The sequence below is a fragment of the Anaerolineae bacterium genome, assembly GCA_016931895.1.
Lineage (GTDB): Bacteria > Chloroflexota > Anaerolineae > 4572-78 > J111 > JAFGNV01.
The window spans coordinates 24,877-44,642 of the sequence record JAFGDY010000162.1 but is presented as its reverse complement, the minus strand read 5'-3'; the positions used below and the strand labels follow the sequence as shown (position 1 = coordinate 44,642).

Sequence of the window (19,766 nt, the reverse complement as noted above, 5' to 3'; positions counted from 1 at the left end):
TATGCTTCATTCCGGTTTGATTACCCGGCAAACTACCTTTTACGGGCCTGAATAAAAGTTCCGCTCGTGGTCAAGTCATTGTCAGACATATTCTTGAATCTTGGGGCCAGCGCTTTCCTTGGCACGGGTGAGGCGTTTTTGATTTTGAGATCACACATAACTTCAAAATCAAACCTTTGGCAGAGTTCAAGATGCGCGCCGTAAGACTGCCGGTTCAAGAGATAGGCTCGCTTCCCCCTGATCAATTTCCACATAAAATCGGAATACGCCCAGTGCCCGTTCCAGGCGCGGGCGGTGTTATGACTCTTAAAATCAATCTGATGCGACATAAAACCGCCGGGTTTGAGCCAACGATACATCATCTCGTAAGTATAAGCCAGATCGTCTACGTGTTCCAATACCGCCTGCGAATAGATCATGTCAACCGACTGCTCTTGCAAAACCTGCGGATCAAACCAGGGGGCAAAATAGGATATTTGAATATTGTGCGGCTGCTTGTGGCCGATATAACGCACCGCCTCTCTGATAGCCGCCAGCCGGGACGGATTCAGGGCTTCTCCCAGCCGGGTTTCCGTTAAAATGTGGGCCGGAAAGTGATAGGCCGGCAAACCGGGCTTGAGGTAAGGGAACTCGCTCTCGCCCGGGATTGGCTCGCGCTTTTGAAACAGAGCAACCAGCTCATCCAAAATCTCCAGGTTACGGGTTTGCCGAACATACTTGACCACGTCAAAAGCGTAGTACCGGCCGGCGCCGGAGAGCAACGCCGCCAGGCCAATGCCCAACGACGCGCCGGGGCCTAACTCGGCCACCACTTGGGGATGGGTGGATAAACCGTTTTCGCCCGCCAGCGTTAGATGTCTTAACCACACGGCATAACAATACCGGGCCGAAACCGTGCCGAACTTTCTGTTCCGCAAGGCCAGCTCTAGCTGAGACAAACCGGGTATGTAAGTAGCCAATCCCCTGGCTATGGCAATTGGATTGGAATACACCATGTTCCTTAAATGGAGTCACAAAGCTAACTTTGCGACTCCATCAGTCACCATTAGTTAATATATAACCACTACCCATATTTTGGGTGATCACGTTGGGTCAATAGTTGAATATACAACTCAGCGATCTCGTTTGCCATTTTTTGCGCGCCAAATTCGGCGGCGCGTTGCCGGCCGGCCGCGCCCATGGCCGCGGCCACCTGCGGGTTTTGCAGCAGATCAAGCACGGCTTGGGCCAGGGCCGCAACATCGCCGGGCGGAACCAACCGGCCATTGACACCATCAGTTATCGCTTCGGCGTTGCCGTCAATGGCGGTGGCCACAATGGGCAAGCCCGTGGCCATGGCCTGCGGGAGCACGCGCGGCAACCCCTCCCATAACGACGAAAGGACAAAGATATCAAAGGCGGCCATCAGTTCCGGGATGTCCCGGCGCAAGCCGGTCAAAACAAACCGTTCAGCCAGGCCCAACCGGGCAATTTCGGCTTCAACCTGGGCGCGTAACGGGCCGCCGCCGACCAGCACAAACCGGGCTTCGGGCGCGCTGGAGGCAATTATACCCGCTGCCTGCACAAAATCAAGCGGCGCTTTTTGCGGCGACAGCCGGGTGACCGTGCCCACCACCGGCGCGTCTACAGCAATGTTCAACGCAGCACGGGTTTGGGCCGGGGCAACCCCGGGGTGTCCAAAACGGTCCAGTTCAATGCCGCTGCGAATCACCACGTAATCTTCGGGCCGACCAATGCCATCGGCCAGGCCCTTTTTAATGTTCAGCGGCGAAACCACCACCAATTGTTTGGTAATAAACAAACTCAATTTTTCCAGGATGATATACAACCGGCGCACCAAAGGGTGTTGGTATTCATGATGCCCCCATCCGTGCACGGTATGCACAATAACGGGCGCGCCGGCCAGCCAGGCGGCCCAACGCCCCAGGATACCGGCTTTGGAGCTGTTGGTATGGACAATGGTGTAGCGATTCCGTTTGATAAAGCGGACCAGCCGAAAAAACGCCCGCAAATCTTTTAGCGGATTGATCTCGCGGACAAGAGTTGGTTCAATAGTGAGGGAGATGCCCCGCTGGCGGATACTATCAATCAAACTGCCCTCCGGGCCGGTTTGCGGGCCGCTGAACACGTCCACCTCAAAACGGTCCGGGTCCAGCATATCGGCCACGAGCATTACGGTTTCCTGCGCCCCGCCGATAATGAGCCGGGTGATCACCTGGAGCACTTTTACTCTGGAAGTTTGGGAGACGCTCATCAATCCTCTACTTTTATAAGCAATTCTTTGTACAAGGATTCGGTCCGCTCAACATTCTGTTGAATATCAAAATGCTGCTGTACCCGCGACTGTCCGGCCCGACCCATTTGACCCCGCAAATTGGTATCAACCAGCAGGTGATGTATCGCCCCGGCCAAAGCCATAGGATCTCCCGGAGGCACGATAAGGCCGGTGACGCCATCTACCACCACTTCCGGCGTGCCGCCCACGGCCGTAGCCACCACCGGCAGTCCGGCGGCCATTGCCTCCAGGATTGTATTTGGCAGGCCCTCGTGCCAGGAGGGCTGGACAAAGAGATCAAAGGCGGGCAGCAGGTGGGGAACATCGGCGCGATAACCGGCCCAATGAACCTGCTGGGTTATCCCCAGGTCGCCGGCCAGTTGGGTCAGGTTGGCTCGTTCAGGGCCATCGCCGACAACCACCAGGCGGGCATGCGGCACCTGAACCAACGCCCGGAGCAAAACATCCAGCCCTTTGACCGGCGCAAACCGGCTGACCGCGCCCACAACCAGGCTCTCAAGCGGCAGCCCCAGGGACTGCCGGGCCGCAGCACGAGCCGGAGGCGGCGCCGGGTTTAACTCTATGCCGTTGGGGATGACCACCACTTTTTCCGCGGGCAGGCCAATATGGGAAAGGCAGAACTCCCGCACGTTGGCTGAATTGGCAATCACCCGATCAACCAATTTGATGGTTGAACGATTGAGCCGGTAGCGCCACTCGCTTTCCATCACCATCGTGCGTTCGGCGCAGATGATAACCGGCACGCCGGCCAGCCGCCCCAGCACCCGGCCAGGCAGGTTGGCGTGGAACAGCCAAGTGTGCAAAATGTCCGGCTGCTCACGGCGCAGCAAGCGATAAAGTCGTCCCAAGGCATCCCCGCGCCACTTGGCCGTCATTCCTAAATCAAAAACGGGGATATCCAGGTTGCGAATTTCGGTGGCTACCGTCCCCTCTCCATTGTACAGGCAAGCCACCACCGGCGCAAACCGGTCCCGGTCCAGGTATTTCAACAGGCGAAATAGAGCTTTTTGCGCGCCGCCAACGGAGAGTTCGGTGATCAGGTGGAAGAGTTTGACGGGCATCAAAGAATCCCTTCGGCCGAGCCGAATAGGGCTGACCGGGGGCGGTCAACATAAGTACGAAACCAAAGTTCAAGCATCAATAATTGCCAAATCCGCTGCCAGTGATTGGCCCGGCCGCTAACGTGCTCGTTAAGCATTGTTGTGACCCCGGCCCGGGCAAACAAGCCCCGGTGCAGCGTGGCGGGATCAAGTAACACCGTTTCGGCCACCGGGCGCAGTTGGTGCCGGAACCAGCGGCCAAGGGGCAAAGCAAACCCCTGCTTGTCGCGCCGCAGAACGGCTTCCGGCAGGTGACGCCGGAGGGCATGTTTGAGAATATATTTTGACACCCGCCCCCGCAGTTTATAGTCAACCGGCAGTTGGGCCGCAAACTCGGCCAATTGATGGTCCAAAAAAGGGGAGCGCGCCTCTAACGAATGGACCATGGTGGCAATGTCTACTTTAACCAATAAATCGTCGGGCAAGTAGAGATGGGCGTCTACAAACTGGGCCTGCTCAACCGCATCGTTAGTATCAGCCGCAGCGTAAAGTTGCTCAATCAGGTCCAGCGAGTCAACCGCCGCCAGCCGGGCCTGGAAATCCGGCGTGTAGAGCCGCGCCTTATCCGGGTTAGACAGCAGGACGGTCCACCGGGCGTAACGTTGAGACGGGGCGGCATCGGCAGCCAGCACAAACCGCTTCAAACGACGCCAGAAATCCTTGCGCCCGGTGGTTTCCGGCAGTCGCTGCGCCAGGGGATTGATGACGCCCCGGCGCAGCCAACGCGGCGCCCGCTCATAACGGCCGGCCAGACGCAGGGCCAGGTAACGATCATAACCGGCAAAGGCCTCATCGCCGCCATCGCCGTTGAGGGCCACAATTACGTGGCGACGGGTTTCGCGGGCCACGTAATAGGTGGGCAACGCCGAGGAGTCGGCGTAAGGCTCGCCATAGGCCCAAACCAACTCCGGCAGCACGGCCAGGGCATCGGGCCTAACAATGAACTCGTGGTGGTCGGTGGCGTACCATTCCGCCACCTGGCGGGCGTAGGGCAGTTCATCAAACGATTGTTCGGCAAAACCAATAGAAAAAGTTTTGACCGGCTCCGGCGTGGCTTGAGCCATCAGCGCCACCACCGCGCCGGAGTCAATGCCTCCACTGAGAAAAGCGCCCAGGGGCACATCGCTCATTAAGCGCAACCGCGTGGCCTGACGCAGCAGTTCCAGCAGGCGTTCAGCCGCTTCCGCCTCGGTCAGCTTCAATTTGGGAGTATAGCGCAAACGCCAGTAGCGTTCAATAGAAATGTGACCATTTTCCCAAAAGAGCGTGCTGGCCGGCGGGAGTTTACGAATCTGACTAAAAGCGGTGAGCGGGGTGGGGATGTAGCCGTAGGTGAGGTAATGATGCAGGGCTGTTTCATCTACGTTGCGGGAGACAGCGGGGTCCTGGAGTAGCGCCTTGATCTCGGAAGCAAAGGTCAGGCCGTCAGCCGTTTGGGCGTAGAGCAGGGGTTTTTGGCCAAAACGGTCGCGGGCCAGCAGCAGGCTGTGCCGGCGCTCATCCCAGAGGGCAAAGGCGAACATGCCCCGCAGATGCCGCACGCAGTCGCGGCCATATTCTTCGTAGAGGTGCAAAATGGTTTCGGTGTCGGCTACGCCCCGGTAATGATGGCCGCGCTTTTCCAGGTTGGCCCGCAATTCCAGGTGGTTGTAGATTTCGCCGTTAAAGGTGAGCCAAATTGCGCCGTCCTCATTGCGCATGGGTTGGCGGCCGGTGGGGGAGAGGTCAATAATGGCCAGGCGGCGCTGGCCCAGGCCAATGGGGCCGTTACTCCAAACGCCGTCATCATCTGGACCGCGATGGATCAGCAGGGTATTCATGCGATGGATGAGGTTTTCATCCACGCTTTGATGGGGGTCAAAATGTAGTTTGCCGGTAATGCCACACACAATAAATTGTTTGATGATCAGGGCGCAAAGAATAAAAGATTCTTTACCCCCCCGATAATACCCTTTGTGATTTTCACCTGGAAACGCAGCTATTTTGCAACTCAGGGAAAATAAACCAACCGCGCCTTTTTAATGATGAAAGGGATATAGATGTAATAAATCCGCAGGGCCGTAATGCCGGCCCTGGCAGTATTGTTGAGGGTGACCGTCTCCACCCGCGTGCCGGTAATCACGGCCGTGTTGATCAAGGTGGCACTCCGCGGCAAACCAGGATCAATCACTCCACTGATGGTGATCACCCCGCCCTCTCCCTTGTTCAATCCGGCTACCGCAAATACCTCCGCCGTGGCCGTGGTGGTGCGGGTCAGGGCCACCCCGCTGCTGCTGACACTCTGCACGGTGAAGGTAGGCAACGGCACGTAATCGGTGAGAACGACCGCAAGAGCTGGCGTGTCGTTGAGGTTGGAAAAAGCCAGGGTATAGGTGATGGTCTGGCCCGGCATTACCGGCGTGATTGGCGCAACCGATTTGTGTAGCGATAGATCCGGCGGATTGAGTGAAGCCTTGTAGATCTTTGAGTTGATGTTGTGAGTGGAATCGTTATTATTATTGGCTACGGCCAGGTAGGAGTCGTTGTTGAAGGTAAAATAGCGCCAATCAGCCGCCCCGGTGGTGGAAATAACCTGGTGTTCAACAAAGCTGGCGCCATTCCAGCGGTATAGTCTGGAATTGATGCTTCTGGTGGCGCCGTTATAATAATTCGCCACCGCCAGGTAATGGTCACTCCCGCCAATGGTGAAATACTCCCAATCATAGGCCCCGTTGGTGGCAATAGATTGACATTCCACAAAGCTGCTGCCGTTCCATTGGTAGATTTTTGAGTTGATGTTGTAGGTGGAGCCATTGTAGTGGTTGGCCACTGCCAGATAGTGGTTGCTGCCAATGGTGAAATACTTCCAGGCTGTAGCGCCATTCGTGGGGATTTGTTGAATTGGGATTTGTTCAAAGTCAGCGCCATCCCACCGGTAGATCTTTGAATCTCTATTGTAGGAGGAACCGTTGTATAAATTGGTTACCGCCAGGTAGTAGTCACTGCCAATGGTAAAAAACTCCCAATCTTCAGCGCCACTGGTAGAAATTAATTGAAATACCTCAAAATCAGCACCATTCCAGCGATAGACTTTTGAATCAATGTTGAAACTGGAACCATTATGATAATTGGCCACCACCAGGTAGTGGTTGCTGCCAATAGTAAAAAACTCCCAGTTCTTCGCTCCATTGGTGGCAATGGACTGAAATTCAGCAAAACTGGTGCCATTCCATCGGTAGATTTTTGAGTCAAGATTCCAACTAACACCGTCAGCCGAATTGGCCACTACCAGGTAGTGGTTATTATCAATGGTGAAGAACTCCCAATCTTGAGCGCCAACTGTAGGGATGGATTGAAATTCGACAAAACTGGCGCCATTCCACTGGTAGATCTTTGAATCCACAAAATGCGTGGTTCCATTTGAAACATTGGCCACCGCCAAATAATAATTACCGTCAATGGTGAAGAACTCCCAGTCCATGGCCCCATTGGTGGGAATGTTCTGTGCCTCGGTGAACTCATCTATGGCTTGGGCCAAAACAGGATACAATAATACCAAAAACAGAATGCCGGACAACAAACAGCTTAAAATGACTCTTTTCATTACTCCCTCCAGAGATCTAAAGTATTGATTGCAGTTGGATGGCAGGATTATATTCGGTTTAATTCATTTGTCTAAATATTTGGTATCTTTGCGGATGAAGACAAACTGATTGCACCCGATGGTCTTTGTTGGCACTGAATTTTGCAGAACAAATCCCCTTTGCCGGCAAAAACGGGCCACTTCCGCCAAAGAAGCATATTCGTAGGGCAATCCGCCGGCCCAATCTATGGCGTCGTAATAAACCGACATGCCCCGGTTATCTCGTAGGGGAGGCCTGCCCTTTAACCACCTCACTCCCACCCGGGGGATGACCAATAACCAGACCAGCAACTTTTTGCCCCAATTCCCGGAACGATTATAAATCTGTTTAAACTTTAACCACAAGCCCGACGACCAATGCCGGTTATAAATGGAAATAACCAACAAGCCGCGCTCATTGACCAACGTAGTCGCATGGTCTATAGCCTGCCACATAGCCCCGGTATGGTGAAGCGCGCCCCAGGCGTAAACAATATCCGCCCGGGGCAAACGGTTGAGCAGCTCTTGATCAAGGATTGAGCCTTCCAGAATGGTCCAATGGGCCGCGTCGGCCTGCTGTTTGATCTTTTGGCAAGCCCGGATGCTTTGGGGGTCGGCATCCAGGCTGACAACCGTTTGCGCGCCCATGTTCACTGCGGCCAGGGAGAAAATGCCGCTTCCGGCCCCAATGTCTATAAAGGTTTTGCCGGCCAAACCGGCCAAACCCAACAAGCCGGCCAGAGACTGCTCGGCCTCCCTCAACTTCTCTTCATCCAAAGTTTGAATATAGTTGAGCCAATTTTCGCCAAAGGAAAAGGTTACCGGCTGCGTCATGGATGCTCCTTACTTTCTGCTCAACAACCACGATTTCACCATTCAGTTGGGCGAAAGTTCGCGATAAAGTTGCAGGTAATGTTCGGTCACAATCTTCATTGAATAATTATGCTCTACGTGTTGGCGGGCGGTCCGGCCCAAGCGGCGGCGCAGATTGGGCCGGGTGAGTAACTGAACCAGGGCTTGAGTGAGGGCGGCAACATCCTCCGGGGGCACCAATAGCCCGGTTTGGTCTGGGGTAATGAGGTAGGGGATACCGCCCACCCGGGTGGCCGCAATCGCCAGGCCAGAGGCCATGGCTTCTAACACGGCATTGGGCATTCCTTCGGAACGGGAAGGCAAGACAAAAATATCCGCTTGTTGCAGATACCGGTCAATACCGGTGGTAGCGCCCGTAAAAACAACCCGCTCGCCTAAAGCCAGTTGCTCCCGTAAAGCTTCCAGGTCAACCCGTTCCGGCCCATCTCCAACAATCAACAGAGTAAACTCCCCCGGGATTTTAAGTTGCAAGACCTCTTTCCAGGCCAGCAATAAGAGATCAAGCCCCTTTTCATAAGACAGCCGACCCACCGACACAACGGTCAAAGAACGAGATTCCATTTTTCGTTTAACAAAGGCAAAACGTTGGGTATCAACGCCATTTACTCCCCGCACAATCTGGTGACGAGCAATACCCAATTGGCCAAGCTCTTGGATACTTTCCTCATTCAGAACCAAAAACCTATCAGCCTGACGCAGCAGGCGCCGGCGCAGGGTTAAGCATGGCCGGCGGCGAATTTCCCTTATTTCCCCATAAGCGCCACTGCCGGCCACCTTAATCAAAACAGGTTTCCTGGTGCAAAGTTTAGCAATCAGAGCGGCCATGGCCGGGGACAGAGTTTGATGGGCATGCACAACATCATATAAACGAGCATGCCAAATTAACCATACAATCACCCCGCCCGTAAACATGAGGGTGGAAATATAGTTGTTATTGCACCCCCACACCAGCAAACGATAAATGGGAAGACCATCCAGAACCTGGTATTTTGAAAGGCCAGGGTATTGCCGGGTGAGGATACAAACCTCAACTCCCCGCTTGAGCAGGTGCATGCTCAAGGCCTGGGCCTGTTTTTCCGTTCCGCCAATAATGGGGAAAAAACTGGAGATGACCATTACAACACGTAATTTTTTCATTTTACTCTTTGAGTTATTTCCGGCTTAAAATACTCAAACGTTGACCCCCGGCTTGAGGGAATTTTACCACTGCACCGCTAAAACAAATCTGACTCCTGCCAAGTAAAGGCGAGGCAACTCGGAATGGAGGTACTTTTGGAAAGATACGTTGCTTTCTGCCTCGCCCCTATCATCTCACCGGGATAGCTCCATTATAACAGTGTTCCAAAAAAATTGAACACTGTTCAAAAAAATTATAACAGTGTTCAAACATGATTTGAACACCGTTCAAAATCATCTTGAGTAGATTTGCGGATGAAACCTAATTGACTCTCACCCGGCAGGTGATCAAGGCGCTCTTTTTCTTATCCAGGTGGGGAAGGGTTAGCCAAACTCAATCCTTTGCGCTTCAATTATTTGAACCTGCCCCCGTTTACGTAAAAACGGCAACAATACAGCCAATACTTTAGATATCCAGACAACAATCTGCCAAATTGCAACATATCTATGCAAACCTAAAAAGGTAAGCGGGAAAATTGGCAGAATTAAGGTGCTGATATTAACCTTCATGCCGGCCTGGTTGAAGAAGTGACAATATTGCGCAGGCGTACAAACGCCCACATGCAGTTCGTCTTTCTCAACTTCAGACCTAGACACTGGCCGCTTAACCTGCCATTGACGTAGTCTGTAATATAAACCGGGTGGTATCAAAGCTTTATAAAAATCCAGGGAATTGAGGTAAGTATCGCCGTTTGGCTCCAGGGCCAATAACCACCCTCCCGGTTTAAGCAAACGAGAAATTTCAAGAATGGCCAACTCTGGATGGGGAAGATGGTGGAGCGTGCCCAGGCTAACCACTGCATCAAATGTCTCGCTAACCAGGGGTAACTTTTCCGCATCGCTTTGAATCCAGCCTGCCCTGGCATAGGTAAAAATACGTTCTCTGGCCCGGTGAACAAACTGCGCCGAAATATCAACGCCGATGACTAAACTTTCCACGGCGGCCAAACGAAACGCCGTATGGCCATGGCCACACCCCAAGTCCAACACTCGCTTATGCGCTAAACGGTCACCCCAACGCTTAAAAGTATATTTTGAGCGCATTAAATTCATGTAGGCGCTTCGCTCAGATTTATCTTCATACTCTCGAAAAAACCTATCGTAATGTTCACGCTGTTTTTCTTTAATATCCACTGACCTACCTCACAATAGCCCGTCAGCCAGACCCAAAATACCTGGATAAAATTGTCGTCAAAACTTTTAACTCTGCCAGTTTCAGCACGGATGCAACCAACAAATAACTAATAGTACCGATGAACACAGATATTGCCACCAATAATATTAACGGCAATGAGGATAATAGGATCAGCGTCAGATACAAACCAAGCCCCATACTTAAAGCAGCCAGGCTAATCTTGGCCAGGGCGATCCATAAAATACGTTCTCTTAATGAACCAAGTTTACGATTTAAAAACCACAGGCTCACCAAGGCCATCACAAAAGCGTCCATAGAGGTGGCCAGGGCAACGGCCAGATGGTTCATGAATTTGATCAGGGTGGCGCTGAACAAAACATGGATAACCGCTCCGGTAACAACCGTAAAAAGAATCAAATACGACTCTTTACGGGCCAAAAACAGCCGAACAGCAATAAAGACGATGGCTTGAGGGACCAGGCCCAAGGCATAAAAGCCCAGGGCCGAGGCGGTCATAGTTGTATCTTGGGCGACAAACGCGCCACGCTCGTAGAGCAGTTGAACGATGGGTTGGCTGAGCACCATCAAAGCCACGGTGGCCGGAATTAAAAAGAATGCGGCAATTCGCACGGCCAGGGAAAAATCCCGTTTGAGCGCCGGCTCATCCTTTTGGGCCACATGCCAGGAAAATTGGGTGATCACTACGGTGGTTACGGCCAATACGCACACCTGGAACGGCAATTGGTAAATATTTAGGGCAAAGCCCAAGGCCGCAATACTGCCTGCCGGTAAATGCGAGCTGAGACTGCGGTCCACCCAACCAACGCCGATCCCCACCAGACGGACCCAAAACATCAATAAGGTAAACGCGCCCAATGTTTCAAAGACCATGCGGAAATTCAAACGAAACCTCACCCGCATCAAGCCCCGCCGAACCAGCCCCCTCACCAGAATACCCGCCTGCACTACCGTGCCCATCACCAGGCCCCAGGTGAGGCTCTGGATGCCAAGGCCGCCGGAAAACAGCCACATCGCCCCAATGGTCACCAGGCTGACGCTGAGCGGGGAAAGGCCAACCAGAAGATAGGCTCGATGGGCGGTTAAGGTAGACAGAAGAAAGTTAGCCAGCGGCAAAAACAGGGCCAGCAGCGCCATCACGCGCACAATGTGGGTAGCCACCCCAAATGTTTCCGGGGGGAAACCGGGGGCAACCAATGAAACTAATTGGGGAGAGAATAGATACATCCCCACCGCCAGGCTGCCGGCGACCACGAACACCAGCACCCCCACCGTTTCATATACCACTTGCGCTTTTTCGCGGTTGCGGGCCAACTGCTCAACATACACCGGGATAAAGGTGTCTTCAACCAAAGGGCGGGCGACAATGGGCGAAAAACCGGAGATATACAAACCCACGTTAAAGGCATCGGTTAAGGCGCTGGCCCCAAAAAGAGCGCCCACCAACATTTCTCGGGCCAGGAGGAAGGCTTTGGCCAGCACTTGAGCCAGCATCAACAGGGCCACAGGTTTCACCACCCGGCTGGCGGGCAAGGCCTTTTCATCAGAAAGGGGCATCCCTATTTTAGCCTCATTTTGAGCCGTTTCACCTGCCACTTGAACCTCAATCTTACGCCTACCTCAACTTCGATGCCGCAAACTTACAATTAAATCGGCCAGCAAGCCCATGGCAATAATCTGTAATCCGGATAAAAAAAGAAAGATAGGGGCCTGGGCAATTCCAAACGTGAGCATAAGCTGATACAATCCCATGCCTAATCCTAACAGCACTAACGCTGCTCCCGGCGGCAAAAATACTTTGAGGGGGTTAAAGAGCAAGGCGGTGCGGACAGTGAGGGCAAAAAAGTAAAACGCATCCGCCGGTTTGATTTTGGATTTTCCCACCCGCCGGTGATAGGCAATGGGCAGGTACTCAATAATCCCGCCGTCGGCCAGGGTCAACAAAGTGATGGTGGTGGTAAAAGAAAACTTGTTGGGCAAAAGCGGCAAGTAGCGCAAGGCATCGGCGCGATAAAAAGCGCGCAAGCCGGAGTTAAGATCGGGAATTTGGGCCTCGGCCACGTATTCGGCCAGCTTTCGTAAAAACCATTTCGCCGGGCGGCGTAAAACCGGGATCCGGACGTTGGGGTGGGTGCGCGCCCCCACCACCATATCCGCCTGGGCCATTTGGGTCAACAGGTCAGGGATACGGTTGTTGGGATAAGTGCCGTCGGCGTCGGTGATAACAATGATCTGGCCGGCGGCATGGCGAATACCGGCCTTTAAGGCCGCGCCATAACCCCGATTAGAGGGAAGGCGCAAAACCTTGACCTGGGGGCAGGTTTGCGCCACTTGGGCCGTATTATCACCGGAGCCGTCGTCCACAACAATGATCTCATACCGGGGCGTTGCGCCGTTTAAGATTTCAACTACCTGCTTCAGTACAGGGCCAATGGCGACTTCCTCGTTATAGGCGGGGATGACCACACTAACTGTTGGGCCGGTCATTTCAATTTCCATATTCTTGCCCCAAACTTATCCAACACCAATTCAAAATGTTGATCGTCACGCGCAATTGTGTCCCAGAACTGAGGGTATGGATTAGGCACGGGCGCAAAGTAGATATAGTCTACCCGCGCTTGTTTAAGTTTCTGATAAAGATATTCTCCATCACCTGAAACATCAAACTCCCGGTTGGTAAGAAAGATAAAATCCGGGTCCCAAAACCGGGTCAAACGATATGCTCGTTTTTGATCATACCAATGAACAAAACTATGGTAGACCAACACGTTCACGGTATTGCCCTCGGGCGCGTGTGTTTGAAAATATTCCTGAACGGCCAGGTGGTGCGGCTCGGCATAGTAGGGGACGGGGTGTTTAAGGTAAAGAACGCCTAATTCAAAAGCCATCAGCAGGGCTAAACCAAGAGCAAACCACGGCCAAGATAAACAACGGGCAATCCGTTTTTGCGCCCAAACAACAATGGCTATCACGGCCAGGCCGCCATAGAGGGCATAAACAGCCACATAGGGGTAAAAATATCGTTCTAACCAGCGCGCGCCGGTAACCACCAAAAAAAGAAACGTCAACAACACAGCCAGCGCCACTATCCAGGGCAGCGGTTGTTTGCGACAGCGGATCATTATCACCACCGCCAATGGGGCCAGGGTAAAACTGAGAGCCATATCCTTGATGAAGGCCAGGGGCGAGACCCAGGCTATTTGCAGAATATCGCCGGTCATTGCCGCGCCAAGCAAACTTAATGTACGGATCGGTTCATGGGTGGGGAACAAACTAACCATAAACGGATAGAGGGGATTGCCCCAAACAAGCGCATTTCGGCCCAACCAAAGCAAGGCCGGTAGGGTCGCTATCACGCCTAAAAGCAATTTCACCGGCAAACGGCGCGGCTGAACCGCCAAAGCGATCACAAGTACTAAAGCTACCGGAATAGGCGCTGAAAACTTAGACAGCACCGCCAGGCCGGCCGCCATCGCCAACATGGCGTAGCTTACCAAAGATTTACCGTTAAAGTAACGCTCCAGCCAATAGAACATTGCGGTCACAGAAAAAAGCAACGGCGGTTCCTGGATAATGCCAATGAAAGAACGAAAAAAAGCCTGGCTGATAATAAGCACCCCGGCCAGTAAATAAGGCGCTGCTTTAGCTGAAGTATGCTCAGCCCCCCAGCCTATTAATAACAGTAGGGTTAAGGTGGAAAAGAAAACAGGAATACCGCGAGAGAACTCATCGTTACGCCCCCACAGAGAAAATTCCCAGGCATTGTAAAGCATCATCAGGGGGGCATTGCTGTAACCCAATTCCAGGCGGGTTAAATCCAAAGTGGGAATCCGGCCGGTATAGGCCACCTCGGCGCCGGCGCCCAGATACTTGCTCCAGGTATCGCTATGATAGGGATAATGACGAATAAACAACGCTCCCAGGCAAAATAATAAAAACAAGGTCAAGACCAAGATATGATGATAATTTATTTCCGGCCCACCGTTAAATGTAGGAGAGAGGAAAAAACGCCGGCAGCAGGCCAGGGCCGCCACCAACACCAGGGCCGTTCCGCCAACGCTCCATAGATAAAACCAACCGGCCAGCCCCAATCCGATCATCACGGTGAGCAGGATAGTATTGGCCACCAGAACTGAAACGAGCACATGTTGAAAACGGCGGCTATAGCCAAATGCGATCCCATGGAATAAGAGGGGCAGGGCAAGAAGCCAGATCAGGCCTAATAAAGTATTGAGGAGCAGTAATAGATATTCGGTCAAAGTTGAACCTTTGCTGAGGGTAGGGATGAAGACGTTATCCGCTCATTAACCCCAAACTGCATTGTCTTTTTTCATAGCTCGATACAGATCGGCCAGGCTTTTGGTCATCTGCCGGTAAGTGTAACGTTCTTGAACAGCACAATATCCGGCCTGGCCCAGTTGGAGCCGTTTTTCTTTGTTTTTAAGTAAGGCCAACAAGGTTTGTATAATTTGAGCTTCATCCAGGGGATCAACAATATAACCACACTTTTCCTTTTGCACAATCTCGGCCACGCCCACTCGCCGGGAAACGATAATGGGTAAACTAAAGGCCATCGCCTCCAAAACAACTACCTCAAAAGCGCCAAATGTGGCAATGTCTATAAAAATATCGGCATTAGCATAGTAATCCAAAAAGTTCACGCCATCGGGCACTTCGCCAATAAAGTCAATAACATTATTCAGATTCAATTTGTCAATCAGTTGTTCCAATTTTTGGGCATATCCTTCACGGTGACGCCTCCCCACCAGCATACACTTGACCGGCCGGCCGGCGCTATTACCAACCGCCCGCATACAACGAATCAGGGTTTCTAAATTTTTATCAGGATGTTTACGCCCCACAAACAGAATCTTTAACGCTTGCTCTTCAACATAACCGTTTTTTTTCTTCTCATCATAGTGAGAGCGTAACCGCGATACATCAATGCCCAAGGGCACTTTGATAATTTTTTTTTCATTCACCCCAATGCTGACCAGCCACTGCTTTTCCTCTTTGGTATAAGCCACCACAGTATCTGCCAGCAACCAGGCCAGGTGGGAATTTAACCGCCACAGCGCGGCTTTCCGCACAATATGATCAGCCGTTGTTACCACCAACGGTTTGCGCCGCATTTTAGCCACCACCGCGGCCAGGGTACAGATAGGAAACGCGGTATGGTACACATGCACCAACTCCGCCCAATTCACCAATCTGTACAGTAACCGCCAATCACCGGGCCAGATGGGTATTCCCTTGATTGTTTTGAACTGATAGCCTTCTAAACCCGGCGCTGTAAGGGCCGGCTGTTGAGCCTGGTAATTACTGCCGGGCACAGCCAACTTACACGCTATGTCCCACTCGGGGAAGGCCCGGACATGGTTGCCCAAATAACCGGCCCGCGTAAAACCTGGCCCAATCACAGTTATGTTCATGCTTCTCCCGTTAGTTCAATCTCGATTTAACCGGTTCTCAATTAACTCCAACATTCTTTGCACTACCAATTCATTGCCAACAGGTGTTACGTGAGAATAGTCGTAATAAATCTGAGACGCCTGATCGTCAAAAACATCAGCCAGATAATAAAGATTATCGTACCCGGTGATCAGTTGTACTCTCTCATAAACAAGGTAATGAAGTTCAATCAGATTAGGGTCTATGCCGGCGACAATAAACTCTTCTTCAACCGTTAAAGGCTTTTTGCCAACAACAAGAACAGGCTGCCAGAAGAAGTAGTATTTAAAATCATACTGCCGGGCCAATGCCTCCACAATCTTATAATTGCCAAGATAAATTTGTATAATTGCGTCTGCAAAACCAGGAGCATCAAAGCCCCCACGCTGATAGGTTGCAAATTCAGTTTCTTTGGGTTTGAGCCTATCAATTAATTGATAAAACGCAGAAGATGCTTTTATTACTTCAACAACGTGAGATAGTAATCCTCCCTCCAGTTTGGTCGTGATTTCCTGGAAATGGGCGTGCGCTCCCGGCAGCCCCGAACGATACGCATTGAAAACGTCGTTGATACCGTCGTAGAATATCACTAAATCAGGAACGTTGCCGGATTGCAATTGTAACTGCAACTGAATGAGGCTTTGGGTTGAAACATAACCGGCCTCGCCAAAATTTATCACACAAACCGGCTCAGCTTTTAAGGCGGCCAGGTTGGTTTGTAAATACCCGGGAATAGTGGCCCAACCGGGAGACCCGCTGCCCCACATGGTGGAACCGCCAAAAGTGAATACCTTATAAGAAGATTCGCCGCAGTCCGCTCCGGGTGTCTCTCTGATACCGTTCTGATCAACATTGATCATTGTTCCGGCAAACGGCGCCCTTCGCCAGAGAATCCAGGGGCGATAGGCTATCTCATGCGATTGTGCATCTTCCTCCCAATATTTTATGGCCCAATCCTGAGAAACGTAATATTCCGGTTTGGTTGTATTAACTTTGGAATTTGAAAAAGAATTCCAAACCCTCAACCCCAGCCTGGCTCCCAGCTCTAAACAAACAAGTAAAACTAAGGTATTTAAAATAAGAACGGCTATGGCTCGGTACAGGGTTATTATTCGACGCCCCCCGGCCCTCCAGTCGGGTAAATTAACTGTTGGTCTACCCATCTTTTGCCAGATGACCTCCTACGGCTTTAGAACACAAGAAGACGCCCACACATTTAACCGCACCCGCTGAATTCTGGAGGGTTAAGGCTGTTTTTTTATCAATCCTAAGCCAGTCCCTACCGTTTATGTTTGAAAAAAAGTGTTCTTGTTTCATCTCAAATCTGCTCAACAAATCATAAATGTCTTCCCCATATACCCGGTAATAGGGAGGAAAAATCTGTTCCACGCCAAATGGAACCGTAAGAAAAAATTGCCCCCCCTTCTTCAACAACTCAAAAATTTTACCAACGATCAAGTAGTCAGCCCGGTCATAAACCTGGCCCGAGTAATAATCTAAGCCGGTATGCTCCAGGGCAGACACAGCCGTAATGAGGTCAAATGAATTAACCGGAAAATCCATATTAAGAAAATCCCCCCTGACAAAAGAGAAATTAGGATGCTGGAGCAGATATTCTTCCAGGTCAACGCCAACAACCTGACACCCTAAAGAAGCCAGTTGGATGGAAACTTTGGATTCATTGCAGCCAAACTCAAGAACTTGCATGCCGGGTTTAATAGTGACCAGGTGGAACAGGAGCGGCACTTCAACAATCCGCTCATTCACCTGAATTGAAATATTTCGCCGCAAGTAGGAGGGAATGAGATACGTACCCCAGGCTATCATAGCCAAGGGAGCCAGCCATACTTTTAAAAACAAACCGTGGGGTACAACATTTATCGGTTCATTCAGCGGAAATCTAAAAATTGGCTGTCGCAAGATCGAGACAGTTTTGGCCCAAACTCGACGAATTCTCACAAGAATATTTTCTCCCCGTCAATTACTCCCCGGTTATACCTTGGCCCTGATTGTATCTTTGGCCCGCAGGCGATACATGAGCAAGCCGATGCCGCCTTGGGCCAGGGCTGTGATATACGCAGCCAGGAGAATGATAATGGACAAGATACCAAGGCGTTGATGATCAACCGGCATATTCTCGGCCAAGAGGGTGGTAAACACAAACTGACTGGGGCCAATGCCGCCGGGTATGCCGGATAAAACGCCGGCGAGTGTTGTTAAGGCAGATACCTGGATTATTAGGGGAATGGGTATGGTTAAATTTAGGGCCGTGGCGCCCACCACTTGAGCCAAAATACCTATGAACCAGATGCCTATAGTATGGGCCAAAAAAATAAACCAGGACCCTGTTGAAATCTGTTGCGCGATCGGCCAAAGCCAACGCTCTTTGAAAATATTCCGGCGTAACACAAAATTCAAAATACGTTCCGCATTGAACAGGGCCATTACCCCAAGCACAATAATTATTAGCAAAATCGCAAAGCCTCCCATGTATCTCTGAAACATCAACATCCCATAGACCCCGGCCAGCACCAACAAACCAAAATCAGCCAGCTTTTCAAAGATAAAACAGGCCGCCAGATTTTTTTTATTATCAAAAAACAAAATTTTGCCCCCTTCCCCGGCCCGCGCAGGCGTTACAATGGCCAAAAATGAGGCAATGTAATTAGAAAATATACTCTGGGTCAACGTCATCGGCGATCTCACCGCGCGGACCAATGCATAAAAACGAAAACTACGGATGGTTGTGCCTAAAATTCCCAAAAGACAAGTGGCCACAAAAGGCCACGGCCGAATTTCTGCCAAATAACGCCAACTTTCCCCAATATTTATCCACTTAAGAAAAAACAAGGCCAGAGCCAGGCCTAGCCCCACCTGTAATCCCTTTTGCCAACTAAACCTTAACCACATAGTAAGTTTTTTTGGTCCCATTATTTGGCCGCGCCAAGATAAGCCCGGGCCATTTGTAAAACACTAAAACGTTGCCGGACGAGAATTTTGAACGCTTCAGCCATCCGCTCTGCCTGTTCAGGATGCCGAAAAACAAATAATACTTGCCGGGCCAAATTCGATACATCCTCCGCGCCAAAACGAAGGAGATGCTCTTTCTCCACCAAACCGTAAGGAGTAAGATATTGAGGTTTAAAATTGGCTATTACCGGCAACCCGCATGCCGCGGCCTCAAATATGGTCAAAGAAGGAAACCACTCCCCATAATGAGGCGATACAAACACGTCGGCCACGTTAAGAATTTCGTTTAGCCGGCTATGTTCAACCGCCCCCAACAAAGTAACCCGGTTGCTTACTCCTACTTCAGCGGCCAGGCGATGCAGGTGAGGCCATTCAGGGCCGTCCCCGGCCAAAACAAAGTGAATATTTGGAATATGCTGCTGCAAGAGGGGTAAAGCGCGAATAATCAAGTGTTGTTCTTTGAGCGCAATACATCGCCCCACATTCAACAACACAAATTTATCCGCCAGGCCCATTTCGGCGCGCCTGGAATCACGCAACACCGGGTCCGGTTTATATAGGTCAATGGGCACACCCTGGAAATTCAAAAGTAGATTATGATGCAAAAGGCCATCCGTTTGGGCCAACTCAATCAAGTCGGGGGTGCCAAAGTGGATGGTTTCAAAATCACGCAATGCAAACCGAAGAAGCAATTTACCTAAAAATGGAACTGAACGCGGCACGCGATAGTCGCTGCCGCATATCCGAATTAACTTGCGGATACGGCGGCGACGCAGCAAACCTCGCAAAGGAACAGAAAGCAAAGCGCCGGGCACCACAAACTCAAAGTCAATAACGTCGGGCTGAAATGTTTGAACCTGGCGATACAAATTCATCCCTCCCTTGATTAAAAATTCAACCATATACCAAACGGCGTCCAGTTTACCACCCTGTTCTTCGTAACGCGGACAAGAGAAAGGAAACCTGCTTATCTGGAATCCATCCCGTTCCTCAAATAAGGGATCCTGTTCACCATACCGCACGGTTAAAACCCGGACCTGGTGGCCCATCTCCGCCCACGCAGCCGCTACCGGGACCAAAAATTCGCTATCAATGGGGTAACGGCGATTGGGGAACGACTGGGTAAACATCAAAATGCGCATAGAG

At 51.4% G+C, this 19,766-nt stretch carries 16 protein-coding genes; all 16 read right to left on the bottom strand.

The annotated features are described in order from the left end of the window. Positions 1–32: 32 nt before the first annotated feature. Positions 33–995 (bottom strand): methyltransferase domain-containing protein, encoded by a 963-nt coding sequence (locus tag JW953_12420; GenBank protein MBN1993497.1) that lies wholly within the window; start codon positions 993–995, stop codon positions 33–35. 68 nt (positions 996–1,063) lie between these two features. After that, entirely contained in the window at positions 1,064–2,254 is a 1,191-nt protein-coding gene (locus JW953_12415) for a glycosyltransferase family 4 protein (GenBank protein ID MBN1993496.1), read from the bottom strand. Continuing rightward, on the bottom strand, positions 2,254–3,357 hold the full coding sequence (locus JW953_12410; GenBank protein MBN1993495.1) for a glycosyltransferase: 1,104 nt from the start codon (positions 3,355–3,357) through the stop codon (positions 2,254–2,256). The genes JW953_12415 and JW953_12410 overlap by 1 nt, the downstream gene beginning before the upstream one ends. Then, positions 3,357–5,285, bottom strand: coding sequence for an asparagine synthase (glutamine-hydrolyzing) (gene asnB, locus JW953_12405; GenBank protein MBN1993494.1), 1,929 nt, complete (start codon positions 5,283–5,285; stop codon positions 3,357–3,359). Before asnB ends, JW953_12410 begins: the two co-directional genes overlap by 1 nt. A 101-nt stretch (positions 5,286–5,386) precedes the next feature. Continuing rightward, on the bottom strand, positions 5,387–6,979 hold the full coding sequence (locus tag JW953_12400; GenBank protein MBN1993493.1) for a hypothetical protein: 1,593 nt from the start codon (positions 6,977–6,979) through the stop codon (positions 5,387–5,389). Positions 6,980–7,042: 63 nt separating this feature from the next. Continuing rightward, positions 7,043–7,831, bottom strand: a complete 789-nt coding sequence (locus tag JW953_12395; GenBank protein ID MBN1993492.1) for a class I SAM-dependent methyltransferase — start codon at positions 7,829–7,831, stop codon at positions 7,043–7,045. Positions 7,832–7,873: 42 nt separating this feature from the next. Next, complete coding sequence (locus JW953_12390) at positions 7,874–9,007, bottom strand: glycosyltransferase family 4 protein (GenBank protein ID MBN1993491.1); 1,134 nt, start codon at positions 9,005–9,007, stop codon at positions 7,874–7,876. A 363-nt stretch (positions 9,008–9,370) separates the two neighbouring features. Continuing rightward, positions 9,371–10,180, bottom strand: a complete 810-nt coding sequence (locus tag JW953_12385; GenBank protein MBN1993490.1) for a class I SAM-dependent methyltransferase — start codon at positions 10,178–10,180, stop codon at positions 9,371–9,373. A gap of 22 nt (positions 10,181–10,202) precedes the next feature. Further along, the gene (locus JW953_12380; protein MBN1993489.1) at positions 10,203–11,795 is read right to left on the bottom strand and encodes a polysaccharide biosynthesis C-terminal domain-containing protein; all 1,593 of its coding nucleotides are present in this window, start codon (positions 11,793–11,795) and stop codon (positions 10,203–10,205) included. 24 nt (positions 11,796–11,819) lie between these two features. After that, positions 11,820–12,686: a glycosyltransferase family 2 protein gene (locus JW953_12375; protein MBN1993488.1), complete on the bottom strand. Its 867-nt coding sequence runs from the start codon at positions 12,684–12,686 to the stop codon at positions 11,820–11,822. After that, complete coding sequence (locus JW953_12370; GenBank protein MBN1993487.1) at positions 12,683–14,458, bottom strand: hypothetical protein; 1,776 nt, start codon at positions 14,456–14,458, stop codon at positions 12,683–12,685. The genes JW953_12375 and JW953_12370 overlap by 4 nt, the downstream gene beginning before the upstream one ends. Positions 14,459–14,503: 45 nt before the next feature. Further along, positions 14,504–15,631: a glycosyltransferase family 4 protein gene (locus JW953_12365; GenBank protein MBN1993486.1), complete on the bottom strand. Its 1,128-nt coding sequence runs from the start codon at positions 15,629–15,631 to the stop codon at positions 14,504–14,506. 15 nt (positions 15,632–15,646) lie between these two features. After that, entirely contained in the window at positions 15,647–16,330 is a 684-nt protein-coding gene (locus JW953_12360) for a hypothetical protein (protein ID MBN1993485.1), read from the bottom strand. Positions 16,331–16,805: 475 nt separating this feature from the next. Continuing rightward, complete coding sequence (locus tag JW953_12355) at positions 16,806–17,609, bottom strand: class I SAM-dependent methyltransferase (protein MBN1993484.1); 804 nt, start codon at positions 17,607–17,609, stop codon at positions 16,806–16,808. A gap of 33 nt (positions 17,610–17,642) precedes the next feature. Further along, a complete protein-coding gene (locus JW953_12350; protein ID MBN1993483.1) occupies positions 17,643–18,581 on the bottom strand; it encodes a flippase-like domain-containing protein in 939 nt (312 codons plus the stop codon). Next, positions 18,581–19,762 (bottom strand): glycosyltransferase, encoded by a 1,182-nt coding sequence (locus tag JW953_12345; protein ID MBN1993482.1) that lies wholly within the window; start codon positions 19,760–19,762, stop codon positions 18,581–18,583. The genes JW953_12350 and JW953_12345 overlap by 1 nt, the downstream gene beginning before the upstream one ends. Positions 19,763–19,766 lie beyond the last annotated feature (4 nt).